General features: G+C 45.5%; 23 protein-coding genes. 9 read left to right on the top strand and 14 right to left on the bottom strand.

Going from position 1 to position 23,157, the window contains the following annotated elements:
- Positions 1-27: 27 nt before the first annotated feature.
- The 4 genes from BCT11_RS14405 to argR all read right to left on the bottom strand — a co-directional run bounded on the left by BCT11_RS14405 (position 28) and on the right by argR (position 5,223).
- Positions 28-465, bottom strand: coding sequence for a universal stress protein (locus BCT11_RS14405; RefSeq protein WP_005437370.1), 438 nt, complete (start codon positions 463-465; stop codon positions 28-30).
- 44 nt (positions 466-509) lie between these two features.
- On the bottom strand, positions 510-3,089 hold the full coding sequence (locus BCT11_RS14400; RefSeq protein ID WP_038866109.1) for a TRAP transporter permease: 2,580 nt from the start codon (positions 3,087-3,089) through the stop codon (positions 510-512).
- 310 nt (positions 3,090-3,399) lie between these two features.
- Positions 3,400-4,368, bottom strand: a complete 969-nt coding sequence (locus BCT11_RS14395) for a TAXI family TRAP transporter solute-binding subunit (RefSeq protein ID WP_009707802.1) — start codon at positions 4,366-4,368, stop codon at positions 3,400-3,402.
- A gap of 384 nt (positions 4,369-4,752) precedes the next feature.
- Positions 4,753-5,223, bottom strand: a complete 471-nt coding sequence (gene argR / locus BCT11_RS14385) for a transcriptional regulator ArgR (protein WP_005430583.1) — start codon at positions 5,221-5,223, stop codon at positions 4,753-4,755.
- A gap of 358 nt (positions 5,224-5,581) precedes the next feature.
- Here argR and mdh point away from each other — a divergent pair, with 358 nt between their 5' ends.
- Together mdh and BCT11_RS14375 are read left to right on the top strand one after the other, a co-directional pair.
- A complete protein-coding gene (mdh, locus tag BCT11_RS14380) occupies positions 5,582-6,517 on the top strand; it encodes a malate dehydrogenase (RefSeq protein ID WP_038878319.1) in 936 nt (311 codons plus the stop codon).
- 122 nt (positions 6,518-6,639) lie between these two features.
- Complete coding sequence (locus tag BCT11_RS14375; protein ID WP_038866116.1) at positions 6,640-6,831, top strand: hypothetical protein; 192 nt, start codon at positions 6,640-6,642, stop codon at positions 6,829-6,831.
- A gap of 82 nt (positions 6,832-6,913) precedes the next feature.
- Here the strand turns inward: BCT11_RS14375 and ispB are convergent, their stop codons facing one another.
- Positions 6,914-7,885, bottom strand: coding sequence for an octaprenyl diphosphate synthase (ispB, locus tag BCT11_RS14370; RefSeq protein WP_038866118.1), 972 nt, complete (start codon positions 7,883-7,885; stop codon positions 6,914-6,916).
- Positions 7,886-8,142: 257 nt separating this feature from the next.
- Between ispB and rplU the strand changes: the two genes are divergently transcribed.
- The 6 genes from rplU to folA all read left to right on the top strand — a co-directional run bounded on the left by rplU (position 8,143) and on the right by folA (position 12,075).
- A complete protein-coding gene (rplU, locus tag BCT11_RS14365) occupies positions 8,143-8,454 on the top strand; it encodes a 50S ribosomal protein L21 (RefSeq protein ID WP_038866119.1) in 312 nt (103 codons plus the stop codon).
- Positions 8,455-8,474: 20 nt separating this feature from the next.
- Entirely contained in the window at positions 8,475-8,732 is a 258-nt protein-coding gene (gene rpmA, locus BCT11_RS14360) for a 50S ribosomal protein L27 (RefSeq protein WP_005383095.1), read from the top strand.
- 208 nt (positions 8,733-8,940) lie between these two features.
- The gene (gene cgtA, locus BCT11_RS14355; protein WP_038866120.1) at positions 8,941-10,116 is read left to right on the top strand and encodes an Obg family GTPase CgtA; all 1,176 of its coding nucleotides are present in this window, start codon (positions 8,941-8,943) and stop codon (positions 10,114-10,116) included.
- Positions 10,117-10,309: 193 nt separating this feature from the next.
- Positions 10,310-11,113 (top strand): threonine/serine exporter family protein, encoded by an 804-nt coding sequence (locus tag BCT11_RS14350; protein ID WP_198593950.1) that lies wholly within the window; start codon positions 10,310-10,312, stop codon positions 11,111-11,113.
- On the top strand, positions 11,113-11,586 hold the full coding sequence (locus tag BCT11_RS14345) for a threonine/serine exporter family protein (protein ID WP_038866121.1): 474 nt from the start codon (positions 11,113-11,115) through the stop codon (positions 11,584-11,586). The genes BCT11_RS14350 and BCT11_RS14345 overlap by 1 nt, the downstream gene beginning before the upstream one ends.
- A 9-nt stretch (positions 11,587-11,595) precedes the next feature.
- Positions 11,596-12,075: a type 3 dihydrofolate reductase gene (folA, locus tag BCT11_RS14340; RefSeq protein WP_038866123.1), complete on the top strand. Its 480-nt coding sequence runs from the start codon at positions 11,596-11,598 to the stop codon at positions 12,073-12,075.
- A gap of 67 nt (positions 12,076-12,142) precedes the next feature.
- Here folA and apaH read toward each other — a convergent pair whose 3' ends face one another.
- From apaH to lptD, 6 genes are all read right to left on the bottom strand, one after another.
- Positions 12,143-12,949 carry a bis(5'-nucleosyl)-tetraphosphatase (symmetrical) ApaH gene (apaH, locus tag BCT11_RS14335; RefSeq protein WP_042604289.1) on the bottom strand — a complete coding sequence of 269 codons (807 nt, stop codon included), beginning with the start codon at positions 12,947-12,949 and terminating at the stop codon, positions 12,143-12,145.
- A gap of 12 nt (positions 12,950-12,961) precedes the next feature.
- Positions 12,962-13,342: a Co2+/Mg2+ efflux protein ApaG gene (gene apaG, locus BCT11_RS14330; protein WP_038866126.1), complete on the bottom strand. Its 381-nt coding sequence runs from the start codon at positions 13,340-13,342 to the stop codon at positions 12,962-12,964.
- A gap of 73 nt (positions 13,343-13,415) precedes the next feature.
- Entirely contained in the window at positions 13,416-14,228 is an 813-nt protein-coding gene (gene rsmA, locus BCT11_RS14325) for a 16S rRNA (adenine(1518)-N(6)/adenine(1519)-N(6))-dimethyltransferase RsmA (protein ID WP_038866127.1), read from the bottom strand.
- Positions 14,225-15,223, bottom strand: a complete 999-nt coding sequence (gene pdxA / locus BCT11_RS14320; RefSeq protein WP_038866128.1) for a 4-hydroxythreonine-4-phosphate dehydrogenase PdxA — start codon at positions 15,221-15,223, stop codon at positions 14,225-14,227. Before pdxA ends, rsmA begins: the two co-directional genes overlap by 4 nt.
- Positions 15,213-16,496, bottom strand: coding sequence for a peptidylprolyl isomerase SurA (gene surA, locus BCT11_RS14315; protein ID WP_038866129.1), 1,284 nt, complete (start codon positions 16,494-16,496; stop codon positions 15,213-15,215). Before surA ends, pdxA begins: the two co-directional genes overlap by 11 nt.
- 62 nt (positions 16,497-16,558) lie before the next feature.
- Positions 16,559-18,904, bottom strand: a complete 2,346-nt coding sequence (gene lptD, locus BCT11_RS14310) for an LPS assembly protein LptD (protein ID WP_102388575.1) — start codon at positions 18,902-18,904, stop codon at positions 16,559-16,561.
- A gap of 269 nt (positions 18,905-19,173) precedes the next feature.
- On the opposite strand from lptD, the gene djlA reads away from it, so the two are divergent.
- Positions 19,174-20,028, top strand: a complete 855-nt coding sequence (gene djlA / locus BCT11_RS14305; protein ID WP_038866131.1) for a co-chaperone DjlA — start codon at positions 19,174-19,176, stop codon at positions 20,026-20,028.
- A gap of 144 nt (positions 20,029-20,172) precedes the next feature.
- Here the strand turns inward: djlA and BCT11_RS14300 are convergent, their stop codons facing one another.
- The 3 genes from BCT11_RS14300 to leuC form a co-directional block, all read right to left on the bottom strand.
- Complete coding sequence (locus BCT11_RS14300) at positions 20,173-20,955, bottom strand: DUF547 domain-containing protein (RefSeq protein WP_102388574.1); 783 nt, start codon at positions 20,953-20,955, stop codon at positions 20,173-20,175.
- 135 nt (positions 20,956-21,090) lie between these two features.
- A complete protein-coding gene (leuD, locus tag BCT11_RS14295) occupies positions 21,091-21,693 on the bottom strand; it encodes a 3-isopropylmalate dehydratase small subunit (RefSeq protein ID WP_042599780.1) in 603 nt (200 codons plus the stop codon).
- Between the two features lie 16 nt (positions 21,694-21,709).
- Entirely contained in the window at positions 21,710-23,110 is a 1,401-nt protein-coding gene (gene leuC / locus BCT11_RS14290) for a 3-isopropylmalate dehydratase large subunit (protein WP_039974695.1), read from the bottom strand.
- Positions 23,111-23,157 lie beyond the last annotated feature (47 nt).

Genomic DNA, 23,157 nt, shown 5'->3' with positions numbered 1-23,157 from the left:
TCTATTTTGGGAGTTTGAATGAGTACGTTAGCCTTGTGGCTTCACTACCATCACATTGATTGGTGAGTTTTCAACAACTTTGCTTGCGACTGAGCCTAACATCACTTTATTGATCTTCGAACGTTTGTGGCTTGGCATAATGATGAGGTCTGCGCCTAAGCGCTCAGCGTAATCAAGGATGGTTGCATACGCTTTGCCTTCTGCAACGTGGACTTTGTAAATCACTTCATCATCGATGTGTTGATCGGCAAATGTTTTTAGCTGCTGCTTCACATCTTGCTTCATCTTCGCCGCCGCATCTTTCGGGAAGTAAGTCGCGACCATCGACATGTGGATACCGGGCAGTACAGTCAGTAAGTGAACTTCCGCGTTGGCTTGTTTAGCTTGCCAAACAGCCAACTCAACAGCTCGGTCAGAGAAGCCTTGGTCATTTAGATCAACCGGCACAAGAATTTGTTTATACATTCAGTGTCTCTCATCATGGCCCCTTATCCTCGGGGCCTAATCGGTTATGCGCTCAACTGTTCCTTACGAGCACGACGTTTTTGGTTCATGGCAAGTACCAGCAAGATCATTAAGCAAGGCACAAATACCCATTCTTTCATTGGGCGCTCAGCGTCTTGAACGATCCATTTGATCTCCCAGTCGAAGTCGACGCCAGACGATTCTGCCGGACTACCAAACTCGACCATGTCTACGATCATTTTGCCGTCGTTCTCGGTTAGCATTAGACCCATAGAAGAGATGCGCTCTTCAGCGGTTTTTGCTTTATCTTCGAACGGAAGACGTACCGTTTTCTCTACGTAATCACCTTCTAGGTTTTCACCTGCGACTCGTAGCTCAATGGATTCTCCTACATTTAGCCCTTCCGTGATTTGAGCTATCTCAACCCCAGGGGAAAGAACTTTCGCTGGGTACAACATGTCCCACCAAAATCCAGGGCGGAAGAATGAGAAGGTCAATACCAATAGTAAGACGGTTTCCCACCACTTATTACGTGTGAACCACCAACCTTGTGTTGCCGCTGAGAAGATTAACATCGCAATGATTGAAGAGATCACGGTCAATGCTAAATGCCACCATGAGTCGATACCCATCAACAATAGCTGAGTATTGAAGACAAACATGAAAGGCAGGATTGCGGTTCGAATATCATAGGTAAAGCCTTGAATACCAGTTCGAATTGGATCCGACTTTGCAATCGCTGCCGCCGCAAATGCCGCTAAGCCAACAGGTGGTGTATCATCGGCCAGAATACCGAAGTAGAACACAAACAAGTGGACCGCAATCAGTGGGATGATCAAACCGTGTGCCGCACCAAGCGTTACGATAACCGGTGCCATCAAGGTTGAAACCACAATGTAGTTGGCCGTCGTTGGTAGGCCCATACCCAGAATCAAACTAATGACCGCGGTAAACAGCAACATTAGGATAATGCTACCGCCCGAGATGAACTCGACAAAGTCGGTCATGACAAGGCCAATACCAGTCAGCGTTACCACACCAACAACCGTACCGGCAGCAGCGGTTGCGACACCGATACCGATCATGTTGCGCGCACCAGATACTAAGCTTTCTGCTAGGTCAACAAAGCCGTTTTTGGTTTGTTCGACAAGATCGCCTTCTTTAGATAGCAACGCAATCAAAGGGCGTTGTGTCAGCAAGATGAAGATCATAAACACCGTTGCCCAGAATGCAGATAGACCTGGAGAGAAACGTTCCACCGTCAAACACCAAACCAGTACCACGATAGGCAATAAAAAGTGCAAACCAGATTTAATCGTCGGACCTGGGTCTGGTACCTCAGTCAGTTCAGCATCGATTTCAATCGCCCCATCTTTTGCGTGGTTAGCGGAAATCTTTACAAGACCCACATAAGCAATTAGAAGTACGACGGTCACGATAGGGGTTGCTGCATCACCAAAGACATCTTTCGTCCAACCCACACCGTAGTAAACCAAAGCGCTGATAACACATAGGCCCAAAATCGTACCAGTGAAGGACAGCAAGCTCTGCACAAGCGTAGGGGTATGGCGACGAGGAAGCCCTGTCATGCCTGCTTTACACGCTTCAAGGTGAACGATGTAAATCAGTGCAATATAAGAGATAAGCGCAGGGAGTAGAGCTGCTTTGATAACTTCAACGTAAGAGATACCAACGTATTCCACCATTAAGAATGCGGCAGCACCCATGATAGGCGGTGTCAGTTGACCGTTGGTTGATGCTGCTACTTCTACCGCACCCGCTTTCGTTCCCGGGAAGCCAACACGCTTCATGAGTGGAATCGTAAATGTACCTGTCGTTACTACGTTAGCGATGGAAGAACCTGAAACCAGACCAGACAAGCCAGAAGCGACTACCGCAGCTTTCGCAGGGCCACCTTTCATATGACCAAGTAGCGAGAACGCGACTTTAATGAAGTACGCACCTGCGCCCGCACGCTCTAGCATGGCACCAAACAGTACAAACAAGAATACGAAAGAAGTTGATACACCCAGTGCAACACCAAATACGCCTTCAGTTGTTAGCCAAAGGTGCGACATGGCTTTGTTCAAGCTCGCGCCTTTATGAGCAATCACATCTGGCATGTATGGGCCAGCAAAGGTGTAAGTTAGGAACACCGCAGCAACCACCATAAGTGGTGGACCGAGAGCTCGGCGAGTTGCTTCAAGTAGTAACGCCATACCTGTGACGGATACCACGATATCAACTGTGGTTGGGGCGCCAGAACGGCCGGCGAGTTCGGTATAGAAGATGTAAATGTAAGCCGCTGCAAAACTGCCTGCGAGTGCCAATATCCAATCAATAAGAGGGATATGATCTCGTGGAGAGTTTTTCATGGCTGGATAAGCAGTGAAAGCGAGAAAAGTAGCAAAAGTTAAATGGATTGCTCGCGCTTCAGTGTCGTTGAGTACGCCAAAATTAAAAATAAATGGTAGCGGAGACGCGTACCATAATTGAAATAGCGACCAGCACAGTGGAACGAACCATAAGATTCGACCTTGCAAGCCCATTGGGCTACGCGCACCTGTGTCTGCCTGAGCCACCATTTCTTGCACATCTTGTGACGGAGTGTTGTTCGTCGCCATGTACTTTTTCCTTATTATTGATGGTCCTGTCTGTATTGTGTATCGAGAACCGCGCTTCGCTTTAACAGTGTAGTGAATAGAGCGAAGTTTGCTTTCGAGTGAATCGCTACAGTCCTTCAACTCATTGATTTATGAGAGGAGGGCATGTGCGTTTTCTTTTTTTAGGTGTGTGAGCGCGACTTCCCAAAAAGAAATCGGCAGATTGCATAAAGCAAATTGAACAAAGCATGCTGGAAGAAGGTGTTCGACCAGCATACTCAATCAGGCAGAAAACCATCCTTCTCTGCCTGAGCTTGGAGTCAGTAGCTGCTTACTTAAGCAGACCTACTTCTTTGTAGTACTTCTCTGCACCTGGGTGAAGAGGGATTGAAAGACCAGCTTTCACCATGTCTTCTTTTTTCAGGTTTGCAAATGCAGGGTGTAGACGTTTGAATGTATCGAAGTTTTCGAACACAGCTTTAGCAACGTTGTAAGCCACGTCATCTGAAACATCAGAAGTCGTTACCATTGTTGCCGCAACACCAAAGCTGTTTACGTCTTTATCTGTACCACGGTACATACCAGCAGGCACTGTGCTGAATGCGTAGTATGGGTTGTTAGCAACGATTTTCTCGATTTCTGGACCAGTTGCAGGAACTAGCTTCGCATCACAAGAGGTTGTTGCTTCTTTGATTGAACCGTTCGGGTGGCCAACCATGTAGATAAACGCGTCGATCTTGTTATCACACAGTGCTTGAGAACGTTCTGAGCCTTTTAGTTCTGATGCAAGTTTAAAGCTGTCGTTAGTCCAGCCCATTGCATCCATCACTACGCCCATTGTCGCGCGGTCACCAGAACCAGGGTTACCGATGTTTACACGTTTACCTTTTAGGTCTTGAACGTTTTCGATACCAGAATCTGCACGTGCGATGATGTTAAAAGGTTCTGTATGAAGAGAGAACATTGCACGTAGTTTTTTGTACGGGCCTTGTTCAGCAAACTTGCTCGTACCGTTGTAGCCATGGTATTGCCAGTCCGATTGCACGATACCAAAATCTAGCTCGCCAGCACGGATAGTGTTGACGTTGTAAATTGAGCCGCCAGTCGATTCTACTGAACAACGAATGTTGTGATCTTTACGACCTTTGTTTACCAATTTACAAATAGCACCACCAGTAGGGTAGTAAACACCTGTTACTGAGCCAGTACCGATAGTAATAAACTCTTGAGCGTTAACTGCGCCTGCACCCATAACTGCTGCAGCGATTGCGCCTACTTTAAGAAGTTTGTTAAATGCCATGAATTTCCCTTCCTTATATTCATTATTAACCCAGAAATAACTGTAAATTACTTCAGGAGTTTCCTATTTGGAAACGGCATCTTTTCCAATCCAATCGTTTGAAAAAGCGAGCGAATCATAACAAAAAATTGGCAGAAAATTATCCAATTGTTAAAAGTTATAGCGAATAAGTCTAAAGCTTGCGACAGTAGGTGGGGATAAATTCGCAAGCTAATCTGTTTTATAACAGTTACTTATGCCGATTTTGTGTGAGGGTGTTAAAAAAATCAATAGCGTGATAATGATCACAAATGAGGTGGGTAAAAAATAGACGTTGGAATCATTTTGTTTACATGATTTATGGGCTACAAAATTCAACTAATTTCATAGCCCACAAACAGTTACTTAGCCTGTGTATTCGAAAAGCTCACACACTGATTTGAACAATTGTTCTGTTGAAACTGGCATTGTTGGGGTAATAAAGATGGTGTCATCACCTGCAACGACACCCAGAATGCCTTCTGATTTGCCTAGTGAATCAAGTAGGCGAGCAATCAATTGTGCAGCACCTGGACCAGTATGGATAACGACTAACGCAGCGTTGTGGTCAATATCCAGTACAAGTTCACGTAAAGAGCTGCTTACCGTAGGAACTCCAAGCTCTGCTGGCAGACAGTAAACCATCTCCATTTTTGCGTTACGTGTACGTACCGCACCAAATTTGGTCAGCATACGGGAGACTTTAGATTGGTTGATGCTTTCGAAACCTTGTTGTTTTAATGCATCAACGATCTCACCCTGTGAGCCAAAGCTTTCTTCTTTTAATAAGGCTTTAAAAGCGCGAACTAAGTTATCTTGTTTTTCTGAATTGCGCATAGTCGTTATGGTTCTCTTATTACAGGTCAGCAATTTTGCATATTCTCGCATAGATATTCATGCAGTGCCAAAAACTCACGGCATTATGTTAATTCCATCACTGTAAACCCTAAACAGGATAGGGTTCTTTAAGTATGAAATCGTTGACCTATTTATTGCATTGAATTTCTTGTCATTTCAACAGAATAAACCAATAATCAGACCTTTGTTTGTAGCACGATAACAGCGAGTTGCGCGAGGTCGCAAAGCTGGCGTTAATTGATTGTAATCAAGTTGTGATTCCGATAGCTTTATTTCAGTTGGTTACAAAATACCCTACGAATACGTTTATAAGAGAAATACTCTCAAGGAGAACTACATGAAAGTAGCCGTTATTGGTGCCGCTGGCGGCATCGGTCAAGCTCTGGCCCTTCTACTTAAGAACCGTCTTCCTGCAGGTTCAGATTTAGCCCTATATGATATTGCTCCAGTAACTCCTGGTGTGGCTGCAGATCTTAGCCATATCCCGACACCAGTATCTATTAAAGGTTACGCTGGTGAAGATCCAACGCCTGCACTAGAAGGTGCTGACGTGGTTCTTATCTCAGCTGGTGTCGCACGTAAGCCTGGTATGGATCGTGCTGATCTATTTAATGTAAATGCTGGTATCGTTAAGTCACTAGCAGAAAAGATTGCAGTAGTATGTCCAACGGCATGCGTGGGTATTATCACTAACCCAGTGAACACCACAGTGCCAATCGCCGCGGAAGTATTAAAGAAAGCGGGTGTGTACGATAAGCGCAAACTGTTTGGTGTTACAACGCTAGACGTTATCCGCTCGGAAACCTTCGTGGCTGAACTAAAAGATAAAGATCCAGGTGACGTTCGCGTTCCTGTTATCGGTGGCCACTCTGGTGTGACTATTCTTCCTCTTCTATCTCAAGTAGAAGGTGTTGAGTTCACCGCTGAAGAAGTAGAAGCGCTAACGAAACGTATCCAAAATGCGGGTACAGAAGTTGTTGAAGCAAAAGCGGGTGGCGGTAGCGCGACTCTGTCTATGGGTCAAGCAGCATGTCGCTTCGGTCTTGCTCTCGTACGAGCACTTCAAGGTGAAGAAGGCGTAGTAGAGTGTGCATACGTGGAAGGTGGCAGTGAACATGCGCCTTACTTTGCACAACCAGTTAAACTGGGTAAAGACGGCGTAGAAGAAGTACTAAGCTATGGCGCACTAAGTGACTACGAGAAGTCAGCACTTGATGGTATGTTGGAAACGCTAAATGGCGATATCAACATTGGTGTTGAATTCGCTAAATAAGCGTCTCGACAAAGAGAAAGCTATATAAAGAAGAAAGCCGATCTTAGATCGGCTTTTTTGATCCTTTCATTTTATCTCGCGTAACAGAGTCTGAATCAAACAACTTTGTGAGGGAGAAGATGATGGAAGCCAATCGAATCCGTAAAGGTATGGTGGTGGAATGCCAACAAGGTGTCGGAACAATCTTAGTGGTTGATCAAGAGGCGGAGACAGTGCTTCTTGCCAAACAAGGTTCGGAAGAGCAGTTGGCGGTCAGTTTCGACGAAATTGAAGATAACCCACAGCTTCACGATAGCTGCGATAGATACTATTAGATGGTAGCGGTGAGAAGAATTTGAGGTACACAAAAAGGAAGAGCCATGCTCTTCCTTTTTATTGTGGGTCTATTTTATGCCGTTAACTAGTGCGGTTCACTGACATGTGAGCCAGTGTAATAAGCGCTTGCTTGTACTCTGACTCTGGCAAGATTGCGAGTTCTGCAATCGCTTTGTCTGCTTCTTCTAGTGCTTTCTGCGTTGTGTACTCAAGTGAGCCGGCTACTTTCATTACAGCAAGAATGTCATCCAAGTGATCCATACCGTTGGCTTTTTCGATAGCCTCACGGATCATCTGTGCATTCTCTGGGGTGGTATTGCGCATGGCATGAAGTAGAGGAAGCGTTGGTTTGCCTTCAGCTAAATCATCACCAACATTCTTACCCATATCCTCACCGTCAGACGTGTAATCCATCACGTCATCGATCAGTTGGAATGCTGTACCCAAATATTTACCGTAGTTTTGGAAAGCGACTTCTACTTCTTCAGGAGCATCGTTAAGAATCGCACCAATTTGGGTTGCAGACTCAAACAAACGTGCGGTCTTAGAGTAGATGACCTGCATGTAGCTTTCTTCTGTCGTGTCAGGATCATTGCAGTTCATTAACTGCTGAACCTCACCCTCTGCGATTACATTAACTGCGTCACTCATTAGTTTAAGGATCTTCATTGATCCTAGCTCAGTCATCATTTGGAATGAGCGAGTATAAATAAAGTCCCCAACTAACACGCTAGCGGCATTACCAAACGCAGCGTTTGCTGTCGCTTTACCACGGCGCATGTCTGATTCGTCTACCACATCATCGTGCAACAGTGTTGCTGTGTGGATGAACTCGATAAACGCCGCTGCCATTGTATGGCCGTTACCTTGGTAACCAAGAGCACGTGCTGACAATATCGCCAGAAGTGGTCTTAAGCGTTTGCCTCCACCACTCACGATATAGAAACCGAGCTGGTTGATTAAAGAGACATCAGAATTTAGTTGGGCTTGAATTGTTTCATTCACTTTTGCCATGTCATCGGCAGTAAGCGCTTGGATAGTTTTAAAATCCATCGTATATCCGGCTGAAGTTAGACCCTGCAAGGCTTATTCGATTTATATAATTGTCGAATAATACACTAAAAAACGTTGATTAATACATTACTAAAGGGCATGATTGCCGCACTTTTCTTTGGCGATTAGCTTTTCGCCAATTTTTTCAAAATATGGCTTGTCATAGGGGCATCTCTTCTGTAGAATCTGCGCCCTATTGATGATTAGTTTAGCGCACACCCTCATGAAAAGGCTGTGCGGAAAAAGCGGAGTAAAATATGTACGCTGTTTTCCAATCTGGTGGTAAACAACACCGTGTAAGCGAAGGTCAAACTCTTCGTTTAGAGAAATTAGACGTTGAAACTGGTGCAACTGTTGAATTTGATACAGTTCTTCTTGTTGCTAACGGCGAAGACATCAAAGTTGGCGCTCCTCTTGTAGAGGGCGGCAAAGTTGTTGCTGAAGTTGTACAACACGGTCGTGGCGATAAAGTTAAAATCGTTAAGTTCCGTCGTCGTAAGCACTCTCGTAAGCAACAGGGTCATCGTCAGTGGTTCACTGAAGTGAAGATCACTGGTATCAACGCTTAATCTATTAGGAGAGTTTAACAATGGCACACAAAAAAGCTGGTGGTTCTACTCGTAACGGCCGCGATTCAGAAAGCAAACGCCTTGGTGTTAAGCGTTTCGGTGGTGAGTCTGTTCTTGCAGGTAACATCATCGTACGTCAACGTGGTACTAAGTTCCACGCTGGTAACAACGTAGGTATCGGTAAAGACCACACTCTATTCGCTCTTACTGAAGGTAAAGTGAAGTTCGAGGTTAAAGGTCCTAAAAACCGTAAGTTTGTAAGCATCGAAGCTGAGTAATTTACCTTTTAGGTTAATTATTTAAGCTTTAAAGCTGAATTCAAAAGCCCTGCCGATTCGGCGGGGTTTTTTATTTGTAGCAGTCGACATATTCAAGTTTCTCGTTTTTACCTTGTTGGTAGGTTCAGGGTGCTTAGATCTGTCATCTGCTAAAATTGTTTGATGATAAGTCAGATTAAATCCACGCACGAAGTAGTCGGAGTAAAAGATGAAGTTCGTAGATGAAGCGGTAGTAAAAGTTCAGGCTGGTGACGGCGGTAGCGGCGTTGTAAGTTTCTGGCGTGAAAAATTCATCACTAAAGGCGGCCCTGATGGCGGCGATGGTGGTGATGGCGGTGATGTATACATCCAAGCCGATGAAAACCTAAATACCCTGATCGATTACCGTTTCCAACGCTTTTACGAAGCAGAACGCGGTGAAAATGGTCGTGGTGGTAACTGTACGGGTAAACGTGGTAAAGACATCACAATGCGTGTTCCTGTAGGTACGCGCGCAGTTGATATCCACACTAATGAAATCGTTGCAGAAGTTGCTGAACACGGCAAGAAAGTGATGGTCGCGAAAGGCGGCTGGCACGGTCTTGGTAACACGCGTTTTAAATCTTCAGTAAACCGCGCTCCTCGTCAGAGAACGCTAGGTACTAAAGGTGAAATTCGTGAAATCCGTCTAGAGCTATTGCTATTGGCTGATGTTGGTATGCTTGGTCTACCTAACGCAGGTAAATCAACCTTTATCCGCGCAGTATCAGCAGCAAAACCAAAAGTAGCAGATTACCCATTTACTACGCTAATCCCAAGCTTGGGTGTAGTGAGTGTCGTACCTGAGAAAAGCTTTGTAGTTGCTGATATTCCTGGTCTAATCGAAGGTGCCGCTGACGGTGCTGGTCTAGGTATTCGCTTCCTTAAGCACCTAGAGCGTTGCCGTGTATTACTGCACATGATTGATATCATGCCGATCGATCAGTCAGACCCAATTCAAAATGCCCTAACCATCATTGATGAGCTAGAGCAGTACAGTGAAAAACTTGCTGGTAAACCTCGTTGGTTAGTCTTCAACAAGACTGATCTTATGCCGGAAGAAGAAGCGAATGAAAAGATCCAAGAGATCTTGGATGCGCTTGGTTGGGAAGATGAGTTCTTTAAGATCTCAGCAATCAACCGTAACGGCACTAAAGAGCTTTGCTACAAGCTAGCTGACTTTATGGAAAACCTACCTCGTGAAGAGGAAGAAGTTGCTGAAGAAGATAAAGTGAACTTCATGTGGGATGATTACCATAAAGATGCCATCGCTGGTAAAGATGTGATCACTGAAGAAGATGACGACGATTGGGATGACTGGGACGATGAAGAAGACGACGGTCACGTTGTTTACGTCCGTGACTAATCGCTAGTTATTTCATTAAGCCGCAATGTATATTGCGGCTTTTTTTGTATCTAAATCATGTTTAGACGATGTGTTTTACGGCACAATAATAAAATATACCCAAGTGACTTCAAGATGTAGGATTCAGAGCGGGGTCAATGACACCCTCCCAAGGGGGAGGTTACTTGGGTATAAATGGACTTAGGAAGTATTTATGACATCGGAAGCTATGCCGCCTGAAGAAGCTATGGTGGCGTCCAATCAAAGAGCCATTTCTCGGCTCGTGGCTCAAGCCGGGCAAATGTTATTAGCACACGGTGCAGAAAGTACGCTGGTGAGCGATATTATGCAGCGCATTGGGTTTGCGAGTGGCGTTAGCGATGTTGCTGTTGCACTGTCTGCCAATGCCTTGGTGGTCACAACGGTGATGGACGATCATTGCATTACTACCACAAGAAGCTGTGCCGATCGTGGAATTAACATGCGTGTCATTACGCAAATTCAGCGTATCTGTATCATGATGGAGCGCGGTTTACTCGATGTGAAAATGGCACAGAAGAAACTCAATACCATCAGCCCAGAGCGCTATAACCGCTGGTTAGTCGTGTTTATGATTGGTCTTTCTTGTGCTGCCTTTAGTCATCTAGCTGGAGGAGATTGGGGAGTCTTCGGCATGACGTTCCTCGCCTCTGCTGGTGGTATGATCGTCAGACAAGAGATTGGGCATCGACATTTTAATCCTCTACTTAATTTCGCCGCCACAGCATTCGTCACAACGCTGATTTCCGCTCAAGCCGTGATCTTTGAAATTGGTAATTTACCTACGGTAGCAATGGCATCTTCGGTCCTGATGTTAGTACCGGGCTTCCCTCTGATTAACTCCGTTGCAGACATGCTTAAAGGCCACATCAATATGGGCATCGCGAGATTTACCATGGCAAGTCTACTGACATTAGCAACTTCACTTGGCATCGTAGCAGCGATGGAAGTCACCGGTATTTGGGGGTGGATGAGCTAATGAGTGTATTTGAACTCGCACTTGGCCTGCTGAATGATATGTTTTTTGCGGCGATTCCTGCAGTGGGTTTTGCCATGGTGTTTAACGTGCCACAGCGCGCTTTAGTTTATTGTGCCGTAGGTGGTGCGATTGGTCATGGCAGTCGCTATTTGATGATGCACTTTGGCTTGCCGATTGAGTGGGCGAGCTTTTTTGCTGCGACCCTTGTTGGCTTAATCGGCGTACATTGGTCGCATCGTTTTCTTGCTCATCCCAAAGTTTTTACTGTTGCAGCTTTGATCCCAATGGTGCCCGGTGTATTTGCCTTTAAAGCCATGATTGCCATGGTGGAGATAAACCACTTGGGTTATTCGCCAGAGTTAATTGCGACATGTATGGAGAACTTTCTTAAGGCGATGTTTATTATTGCAGGCTTAGCGGTTGGCTTGGCGGTTCCGGGGCTGTTATTCTATCGCCGCAGACCCATAGTATAAGGACCCAATATGATCATCAGCATGATTGCCGCGATGGCAGACAACCGTATCATCGGTAAAGACAACCAGATGCCTTGGCATCTTCCGGCAGACTTTGCATGGTTTAAGCGTTGTACAATGGGTAAGCCTGTTGTGATGGGACGTAAAACTTATGAATCAATCGGACGTCCTTTACCTGGCCGTTTGAATATTGTCATCAGCCGTGATACTTCACTTTCCATTGAAGGTGTCACGACTGTTACGTCGATTGAGCAGGCGCTTGAGGTTGCTGGTGACAGTGAAGAAGTGATGATCATTGGTGGTGGCGCGATTTACGCTGCATGCTTGGCAATAGCAAATAAGCTATATGTCACTCATATTGAAGCTGAAATCGAGGGTGATACTCAGTTCCCAGATTGGGGGAATGAGTTTAAAGAAACATACTCTGAAGCGTATCAAGCGGATGAAAAAAATGCGTATAACATGCGTTTCACCGTTCTAGAAAAGTAACCAGCTAGAATAAGAGAAGCACCGTCAATACGGTGCTTTTTGTTTTCTAGTCCGCTAATTCGAATTGTTAACTGAGTGCTTCTTGGGTGAAAACTTGCTTATCTTCCCAGCGAATCATAGTTAATGAGCCACCCCAAACACAGCCCGTATCAAGGCCAATAATGCTCTCTTCAATGTAGCCTTGCAGTGCTGCCCAGTGACCAAATAAGACCGCTTTTTCTAAAGGCACACGTTGTGGCAGTTTAAACCAAGGAACAAGCTCATCTTCTGAAACTTCTTGTGGTGGAAGTTTACAGTCCATATCCAAGCGGCCATCGGGAAAGCAAAAGCGCATACGGGTAAATGCATTGATGGTATAGCGATAGCGATCTAAGCCTGATAGAGATTCCTCCCAAAGATCAGGTTGGTTGCTGTACATATTTTCCAGTAACCAATGCAGTTGCTCACTCTGAATTATCGCCTCGACCTCACGTGCACATGCTCGAGCCGTCTGTAGATCCCATAAAGGTGAGATGCCCGCATGACACATAACGAACTCATCGTGTTCCGCCATGAGTGGTTGCTGTGCTAACCAAGTGAGTAGATCATCTTTATCTGGTGCGGAAAAGATAGGTGCGGTTTTATCTTTGTCCTTCACCTTCTTTAAGCCTTTAGAAACCGCCATTAGGTGCAGATCGTGATTGCCGAGGACAACTTTAGCGCTGTCGCCAAGGGATTTAACAAAGCGCAGTGTTTCTAATGACTTCGGCCCTCTTGCCACCAGGTCACCAGCAAGCCAAAGTTGATCGTGTTGAGTTGAGAAATTAACGTGTTCTAGTAACTGTTGCAGTTCATCGAAACAGCCTTGAATGTCACCAACGATGTAGGTAGCCACTGACTCTCCTGATTAATTTAGGACATTGGGAACAGCAAGTCGGAAAGGGTCTATTTCGGTGAGAAACTCTTGTCCCTTCTCATCCAACATCATGTAGTGTCCTTGCATGACACCTACTGGAGTTTCTAATGCAGTACCGCTACTGTAGGTGTATTCATCATTGCTAGGAATAAAGGGCTGTTGTCCGACAACACCTTCGCCTTCTACCGTCATTTGTTTGCCATTTGAATCCGTAATTAACCAGCGACGACTGAGTAATTGTACGGTTTGTTGGCTGAGGTTTTTGATGGTGATGACGTAGGCGAAAATAAAACGTTGCAGTTCTGGGTTGGACTGTTCTTCAATGTATTTGGTGTGAACTTGAATCTTGATGCAAGGTTGAATGACGTCCATGTGCACTCCTCGAAAAACGGATTATCTCAATAATAATAAGCCAAACCGCGAAGGGTTTGGCTCATCGTTTGAGTTATTGGTGCTGCGGGTTATCCGCAAGCCAGTTCGCCATGGCGACAAACTGTTGTAGCGTTAGGTTTTCTGGACGCATACTTGGGTTTACGCCCAACTCTTCCAATACTTCTGTACTCAATAGCGACTTGTAGCAGTTACGAACGGTCTTACGACGCTGGTTAAAGCCTTCGCGACATACGCGCTCCAACAAACGCAAATCTTTCGCAGGGTGCGGAAGGACTTCGTAAGGCACTAAGCGTACGACTGCTGAATCAACTTTCGGTGGCGGTACAAACGCTGTTGGTGGTACTTCTAGAACAGGTACAACTTTACAGTAGTACTGAGCCATTACCGTTAGGCGGCCGTAAGCCTTGCTGCCTGGGCCTGCGGCTAAACGGTTTACCACTTCTTTTTGAAGCATAAAGTGCATGTCTTGAATGTCTTTATGGAATTCAAATAGGTGGAACATCAATGGTGTCGAGATGTTGTATGGCAAGTTACCGAAGATACGTAGCTTGTTGTTTGGCTTCACTAACTGCGTGAAGTCAAAGCGCATAGCATCGCCCTCATGAATAGTCAGTTTGTCAGCTAATTCTGGATGGTTGCGTAGACGTTCTGCTAGATCTCGGTCGAGTTCAATAACCGTGAACTTGTCGACTTCGCGACCCACAGGTTCTGTAATTGCACCAAGGCCTGGACCGATCTCAACAAGGTTCTGGCCAGGTCTTGGGTTAATTGATGATACGATACCGTCAATAATGTATGGATCGTTCAGGAAGTTTTGACCAAAACGTTTACGCGCTTTGTGTCCTAAATGGACATCATTTCTCATTGTTTCTTCTCTACCAATTCTATCGCATGCGTGAGCGCTGTTCGGAAGCTCCCTGTATCCGCTTGACCTGTCCCTGCCAGTTCTAATGCAGTACCGTGATCCACCGAGGTTCTTATAAATGGTAGACCAAGTGTAATGTTTACTGAACGACCAAAGCCTTTGTATTTTAATACAGGCAACACTTGATCGTGGTACATACCTAAAACAGCATCAGCATCGTTTAAATACTTTTCATTGAAAATGGTATCTGCCGGCAAAGGGCCAATCAGATTGATTCCTTTTTCTTGTCGAATCTTTTCCAATGTCGGAGTGATGGTTTCGATCTCTTCGCGACCTAAACAGCCATCTTCTCCCGCATGTGGATTTAGCCCGCAAACATAGATGTTTGGTTGCGAGATGGCAAATTTTTCTACAAGATCTTTATGAAGAATATCGATGATTTTTTCTAATCGCTCTTCCGTAACGGCTTTTGATACGTAAGCCAGAGGAATATGCGTGGTGACGAGTGCCACTCGCAGTCCTTCAGTCGCTAACATCATCACGACCAATGGTGTATTGGACTTTTCAGCAAAGAATTCAGTGTGACCACTGAATGCAACACCTGAGCGATTTATCACCCCCTTATGTACAGGGCCGGTGACAATAGCATCAAATTCATCATTCATACAGCCCAAAGCGGCTCTTTCTAACGTTTTTAATACGTAGTGGCCGTTGGCTTCATTAAGTTGACCTGCAACCGCGGTTTCAGCGATTTCAATGTGGTCTACGATTAATGTGCCAGCTTGTTGCGCTTTTGGTGCTTCTTCTGGATTGTAATCAAACAGTTGAACGTCTATGCCGAGCTGTTTAGCTCTTTCTGCTAAGACATTCTTGTCTGCACAAACGACGATTTGGTGCGCCCAGTCTTCCTTTGATAAGGCCAGCACCAAATCAGGGCCGATCCCCGCAGGTTCCCCTGCGGTTACGACGATTCTTCGAATCGAATTAGTTGCCATCATTGTTATCCACGATTTCAACAAACGCGCTTGCTCGTAGTTCTTGCATCCATGCGCCTGCTTCTTCGTTAAACTTACGGTTGAAAAGAATGCGGTAGGCTTTGTTTTTCATTGCTGAGTCAGTGCGGTCAACTTGACGACGGTCTAAAACTTCAACAATGTGCCAGCCGTGTACAGTTTTGAATGGTTCACTGATTGAGCCTACAGGCAATGTTTCAACTTGGTGTTTAAATTCTGGTACGTATAGGTCTGGTGTTTGGTAGCCCAGTTCACCGTCTTGTGCTGCAGAACCTGGATCTTGGCTGTATTGTGTTGCCAATTGAGCAAAGGTTGCTTCACCCGCTTTAATGCGACGAATGAATTCATTTAGCTGCTTCTTCGCACCATCATCGCTTAGGATAACGGTCGGTTTGATCAGAATATGTCGAGCATTGACTTCTGTGACCGCGACTGTTTCTAGGCCTTTTACATCTTCTACTTTTAGGATGTGGAAGCCAATACCGCTGCGGAATGGACCAATGATGCTGCCTTTGTTTTGCATTTTGATTTGGTCTGCGAAGATAGTTGGCATTTCTTCTTTACGCATCCAACCCCAATCACCACCTTGCAAGGCTTTTGGACCTTTTGAGTAGGTGTAGGCCATTTGCGAGAAATCCGCACCATCTTTCAATTTTTTCACTAATGCATTCGCTTCTGCTTCGACTTCTGACTTGTCTTTATCGTCAGAGAAACGCAATTGGATATGACCGATTTTGTATTGAACGGTTGCATTGGTTTCTGTTGCAAGTTGTTCTGCTAGGCTATCGACTTCCGCTGGGAGAATGTTGATACGACGACGTACAAGCGCATTACGAGCTTCAGACGCGGCGATCTCTTTACGAATTTGTTCGCGGAATTCAGAGTAGCTTAACCCTTCAGCTTGGACAGAGGCGGCAAGTTGCTCAACGCTTTGGTTGTTGTTACGAGCGATTTCTGCAATCGCTTGATTCAAGCGGTTGTCATCAATTCGTACGCCGATACGTTCAGCCTCTTGACCTTGAAGCGTATCAATGATCAGTTTCTCAACCACTTGGTCTTTCAACACGCTTGCTGAAGGTAAGCTCTTACCGCTCTGACGAGCATTAGCTTGAAGTGTTTTCATTGCAGTGTTGATGTCGCTTTGTAAAATCACACCGTCGTTGACGATAACAGCAACCTGATCAAGCTCTACAGGTGCAGCATTAACACCTAAAGAGAATAGGGTTGTGAAGATGATTGATTTCCAAATTTTCATTTAAAATTCCGTCAGTATTATAGAGTTGAGCGTCTTACTAGTAGTTAAGACGCTCAATTCGATTAATTGTTCAAATAGAATGGACGACCGTATTTGATCGCGTTGTCCGAACCATCAAGTTCTTTTTCTGCGGTAATCGCACGTTGATTGGTGGCAAAGCCTTGAATACCGAAGTTAACGCTGATGTTGTTTTCGTATTCTGGAGAAGCACCGTCGCTTCCGATTGCTTTGTCATCCCAGCCCAATAATTGGTTTGAGTAAGTTAGACCGAAGTACCAACAATCTGATTGGTAGCGGAGGCTGGCAAGCCATTCCATATCGATGTTTTCGTTTAAGTCGTAGTAGTACTGGCCGCTTGCCGACCAACTCGGGTTGAATTCATACGCGGCTACGATACCTGCTTGTGAAATACCTTTACGAGTGATTGTGTCGAGGTTTTCGAGAATGATCGTATCTTCAATGTATTCACGAGTAACGTAACGGTAGTTACCTTGAATGAAGCCACCGTTAAATTGGTATTCCAGAGTGCTGTTCGCCAACTGCATCGAGCTCAGGTCGATGTCATACTGGATACCACCGTGATAGAACAAGTAATCGTTGTAGTTGAAATCAGTTTCAACCGCCCATGATGAGTAGTTTGAGGTCTCATCCGGTAGGCTCGGATTATTGCTGATCTTGGTTTTCTTATCGAAGTAGTAGATCTGACCAAACGAAACGTTAAGACGTTCTTTGTAATCATCATCAAAGAAACGCGTACTTGCACCGTAGCTTAACTGGTTTGCTGACGCGATTTTATCGATACCACTGTATTTACGACTGCGGAATAGACCGTAGTAATCGGTTTGCAGCAAAGTTGTATCATAGTTGTAGATGTTGCTTTGATCTTCTTCCGGAACATACAAATACTGCAGTTGTGGTTCCAAAGTTTGCGTGTAACCCGCAATCCAACTGGTATCGCGTTCTAGATATACACGAGCATGAGTACGCAATTCAGGAATTACACGTGACACACTTTCGTCCAAGGTATTACGCAAGGCTGTATCAGTTAGCCCTTCTAAATCCTGAGAGTAGTACGTCGATAATACGCGAGCTTCTGTGGTCCATGTCGCCCAAGAGTTTGATAACGGAATCGTGAGGCCTGGTTCTACGTGCACACGAGTCGCGTCAGGCTTCGCCGTATCGTCAGTGTCAAAACGACTGATCTGGCTCTTCACGTCAAAGTTGACGTAGTTACCCAAAAGTGGGGTGTAGTAGTTCAAGTCCAGTTGCGGCAATAGACGGTATGGCTGGTTGTCATCTTTCAGAAGAATTTGGAAATCTCGGACAGACAAAGAGGCGTCCCAGAAGTCTGAACGGTACTGTACTTCGCCTTCTTGAAGCAATTGGCCGTCTTCTCGGTTACCAATGTCAGAATCCAGGTCACGGAAGTAGTCGATGTCACTCACTTTTGAGTAATCAACACTGACCACCCACTGTTTGTTGATGATGCCATCGTGTTTGAATTGGTAACCCCAACGAGATTCGTCCTCGTAGCGTTTGTCGCTGCTCATGTACTCGCCTTTGATTTCACCTTCACCCCAACCTTCGGTTAGGTAACGGAAATCAGAGTCAAGCTTGGTGCCACGTTTCTGCATGTAGAGCGGAGTAAGTGTCATGTCGTATTGCGGCGCGATATTCCAGTAGAAAGGAAGTTCAACTTCCATACCGTCGCTAGAGCCGTATGACATGGATGGGAATAGGAAGCCCGTTTTACGCGTGTCACCAATTGGCATCGTCATGTACGGCACGTAGAAAACAGGGACGTCCATGATCTCAAAACGTGGGTGATGTAACGTTGCCGTTTCTTCATCTTGATCAACATCGATGCCCGAAGCCACTAAGCGCCAAGAGTTGTCACCTTGAGGACAAGAGGTAATCGAACCATCTTCAAGTTCGTACACTGACTGGCCAGTACGGGCGATGTACGCAGCGGTACCGCGACCTTGTTGGCACAAGAACTGGTAGTTGGTGTTTTCAAGCGAAAACGTATCTTGATTGATGTCGTTGGTAACACGATCTGAACGTGCTTTAACCTGACCGTCATTGAAGGTTACATTGCCTTCTGCCACGACCACGTTATCTTGTTGATGAAGCGTTACGCTATCGGCGGTGATTTTCTTTGGACCTTGCGTAACTTCTACGTTGCCAGAGTACTGAGCCTTATCGCCATTGATGGCTTGTAGACTATCAGCTTGAACAACCACTGGGGAATTAAGCGCGTTCTCCTCACCACTTGTCTCGACCAAACATTGATCTGTGGTGGGCATTTCCTGCACACTATCATGGATATTCGCTTCAGCTTGAGTGGTGGGTACAAACAAGGCGGTGCTGATAGAGGCCGCTAAACATGTGCGGGAGAAATGTTGCATTGAATTGAACTTTCCTGTGTCACTACTACTCGATGGCTATAGGGCTTGTTGTACCCTCGCTATATAGCCAAATGAATCAACTATAGTTTGCAATTATCCCAGAGCATGGATTCGCTGTGGCATAATGCCAATATAAAATAGCTGCAAAGATAAGCAGGCGAAATAGCCTGACCGTAATAAAACTAATTCCATTATCATAAAGGAAATCGTTGCGTCCGGCACTATAAGACCGCCGTCGTCGATAAAAATTCATTGATAGAGAACACATAATGCATATTTTTGGCAAAATCTTGGGTGCCTTTTTTGGCTTGTTACTCGGTGGCCCATTCGGTTTATTGTTTGGTCTATTTATCGGTCATCAATTCGATAAAGCACGTCGTTTAAGCCAAGCGGGTTTTTCGACGGGGGGCTTTGGTAAAGGTCCTAGCCAGGCTCAACGTCAGGAAGAATTTTTTAAAGCTGCATTCGCAGTTATGGGACATGTGGCTAAAGCCAAAGGTCAAGTCACCAAAGAAGAGATTCAACTAGCGTCTGCGATGATGGACCGTATGAGTTTACATGGCGAGCAACGTCGTGCGGCACAAGAAGCGTTCCGTGATGGTAAAGAGAGTGATTTTCCGCTTGAAGATGTATTGGTTCGCGTGAAAATCTCTTCAGCAGGGCGTTTTGATTTATTGCAATTTTTCTTGGAGCTTCAGATCTCTGCTGCGTTTGCTGATGGCTCGATTCATCCGAGTGAACGTAATGTCCTGCATAAAATTGCCCGCGGTTTAGGTTTCTCTTCAGAGCAATTAGAGCGTCGCCTGCACATGCAAGAAGCCGCGTTTCGTTTTCAAAGCCAAGGTGGTTTCCATGGCCAGCAGCAGGGACAATACCAATCAGCTGGTTGGCAACAAGCTTCACAAGCGGATCAGTTGGCTGATGCCTACAAGATTTTGGATGTTAACTCAGATGCGGACAGTAAAACGGTGAAGCGTGCTTACCGCAAGTTGATGAATGAGCATCACCCAGATAAGTTGATGGCGAAGGGCTTACCACCTGAGATGATGAACGTCGCAAAAGAAAAATCGCAAGAAATTCAAAATGCTTACGATCTGATAAAGAAAGTGAAAGGTTTTAAGTAGTCGGACGTTTTCTATCAAGCTTCAAAAACAAAAAGGGCACTCAGTGCCCTTTTCTCGTTCTTATACTCAGCGTTTGGTTTACTGGTGTCCTTTTGCTTTTCGGTTATGGGAAGCCCAAAGCGTATTAGCCTATCAGTAACTTCTTTAGTTAGCTTGATTTAAGGTCCAATCGTATTCGTATTTCACTTTGCCAGAGAAGTTTTTGTATTGCGGTGCGTACTTTGCAATGTGTTTGAAGATTTGTTTTTCTCCACCAAAGTCCGTTGCAAACCAATCATAAATAGAAGACAGCTGTACCGTGTTACCTAGGATAGATACGCCTTTGCTGCTGTTGATAAATGTTTTAGCGGCACTATCCAGTAGAGCTTGTGTGTTTTCAGCGGTGAATGCATGAGGCTGCAGGTTAGGGCATCCTAAGCTGGCACAGTTAACCGCGTAATGGGTTCTTGGGTCATTCCAAATCGGGCGCAAAATACGATGCTCAATATCGTTTAAAGTCAGATCCTTCCCATTGACCACGACCACATCATCCCCCCAAGGGCCAAAGCTAAATAGCCCACCAAGTTTGGTAATCGACTCGACAGGATAGTTATCTAGGATTAAGTCGACAGTGATGGCGTTGTAAAGGTTTACCCAGTAGGCGTATTGCTCCGCTTGGTTGTACTGTAGAGGGTCGAGTTTTGCAAGCCTTTGGATGTACTGCTTTAACTTCGCTTTGTCGGAGGTCGTGACTTTGCTATAGCGAAACAAAGTATTCTCACCTTGCTTAACTAAATAACTATCAAGCAGTTGTTGCCACTCTTGATGAGAAATCTTGGTTTGGCTAGCTTGATTCGATTGTTTCCAATACGGCCACAAATCCGATTTAGGTGCGGAAAATGTTGAGAAAGAAACGAGAGCACACAAGAGCAATAACAGACGCTTCATAGAGATACCTTTGGGTTAAAACCTTATTGATATTGTAGACCTGCATAAGGCGAAGTTTCTTTCTTGAGGCAATGAAAATAAAAGAAAAAAGGCTGGCATAAGCCAACCTTTTATTTGTTTAAATTGCGATTTTAATTAGCTTAAGAAGCTCGGGATCTTCGCTTCGTACTCGGCAATCTTATCTTCGTGTTGAAGGGTTAAACCAATGTTGTCCAAACCGTTTAGTAAGCAGTGACGACGGAACGAATCGATTTCAAAACCATATTCTTTGCCGTTGGCACGAACCACATTCGCTTCTAGGTCCACTTCCACTTCTGCGCCTTCGTTAGCCTCAACAAACTGGAAGATTTCATCCACTTCTTGCTCAGTCAAACGAACTGGCACCATTTGGTTGTTGATCGAGTTACCGTAAAAAATATCGGCAAAGCTTGGTGCAATCATCGCTTTGATGCCGTAATCCGCTAGTGCCCACGGTGCGTGTTCACGAGATGAACCACAGCCGAAGTTTTCACGCGCTAGCAGGATAGAAGCGCCTTTGTAGCGAGGAGCGTTCATCACGAACTCTGGGTTCGGTTGTTCGCCAGCATCATCTAGGAATCGCCAGTCATGGAATAGGTGCTTACCAAACCCTAGGCGAGATACCTTTTGTAGGAACTGTTTTGGAATGATGGCATCAGTATCTACGTTCGCTGCATCTAGAGGAACAACTAAGCCTGTGTGTTGTTTAAAACCTGACATCTGTTCTCTCCTTAACCTAATCCAACTCACGAATATCAACAAAGTGACCAGCAATTGCCGCTGCCGCTGCCATCGCAGGGCTAACCAAGTGGGTACGGCCATCACGGCCTTGGCGACCTTCAAAGTTACGGTTTGAAGTAGACGCACAGCGCTCATGAGGCCCCAAACGGTCGTTGTTCATTGCTAGACACATCGAACAACCCGGTAGGCGCCACTCAAAGCCCGCTTCTTTAAAGATAACGTCCAAGCCTTCCGCTTCTGCTTGCGCTTTTACTTGCTCAGAGCCAGGAACGATTAGCGCTTGAACGTGAGACGCGACTTTGCGACCTTTCGCTACTTCAGCGGCTGCGCGCATGTCTTCGATACGTGAGTTAGTACAAGAACCAACGAAGACTTTATCGACGTTGTAATCAGAAAGTGCTTTGCCTGCTTCTAGGCCCATGTATGCCAGTGCTTTTTCAGCAGAAGCTTTCTCTACTGGGTCGGTAAAGCTTTCTGGTGCTGGGATCGGTTGATCTACCGCGATCACTTGGCCTGGGTTAGTTCCCCAAGTGACTTGTGGCTTAATGTCTGCTGCGTTTAGCGTCACAACTGCATCAAACTGGGCATCATCGTCCGTTTTCAATGTCTTCCAGTATTCTACTGCTGCATCAAAATCGGCACCTTGAGGTGAGAATTTGCGGCCTTTGATGTACTCGAATGTGGTTTCATCTGGCGCAATTAGACCGGCTTTAGCACCTAGCTCAATCGCCATGTTACACACGGTCATACGGCCTTCCATTGAAAGGTCTGTGATCGCTTCACCGCAGAATTCAACCACGTAGCCTGTTCCGCCAGCAGCTGTGGTTTCACCGATGATCGCAAGTACGATGTCTTTAGCGGTGATACCAGGAGTTACTTTGCCTTTCACTTCAATCTTCATCGTTTTAGCGCGGGCTTGTTTTAGCGTTTGAGTTGCTAATACGTGCTCAACTTCAGATGTACCAATACCAAAAGCGAGAGAGCCGAATGCACCGTGTGTAGCAGTGTGCGAGTCGCCACAAACAATGGTCATGCCCGGCAGGGTAATACCAAGCTCTGGGCCCATGACGTGCACAATGCCTTGGTATTTGTGGTTGATGTCGTAAAGCGTAACGCCAAACTCTTCACAGTTTTTCGATAGCGTTTCCATCTGGATACGAGCCATCTCACCGGATGCGTTGATGTCTTTGGTGGTTGTCGAAACGTTGTGGTCCATAGTCGCAAAAGTTTTGCTGACCTGACGCACTTTACGACCTTTTTCACGCAAGCCGTCAAATGCTTGCGGAGACGTCACTTCATGTACCAAATGACGGTCGATGTACAAGATTGGGTTTTCCCCTTCTGCTGCGACGGCAACGTGTGCGTCGTAGACTTTTTCGTATAGTGTTTTGCCCATTGTTTGCTTCCTTTCCTCGTTGCCTTTGCCGCAATAACTGCGTTAGC

The sequence above is a fragment of the Vibrio sp. 10N.222.52.B12 genome (genome assembly GCF_002875385.1).
In the GTDB taxonomy this organism is placed as follows: Bacteria; Pseudomonadota; Gammaproteobacteria; order Enterobacterales; family Vibrionaceae; genus Vibrio; species Vibrio jasicida.
Note: the sequence above shows the minus strand (reverse complement) of the source record. Positions and strands in the feature narration are given on the sequence as shown.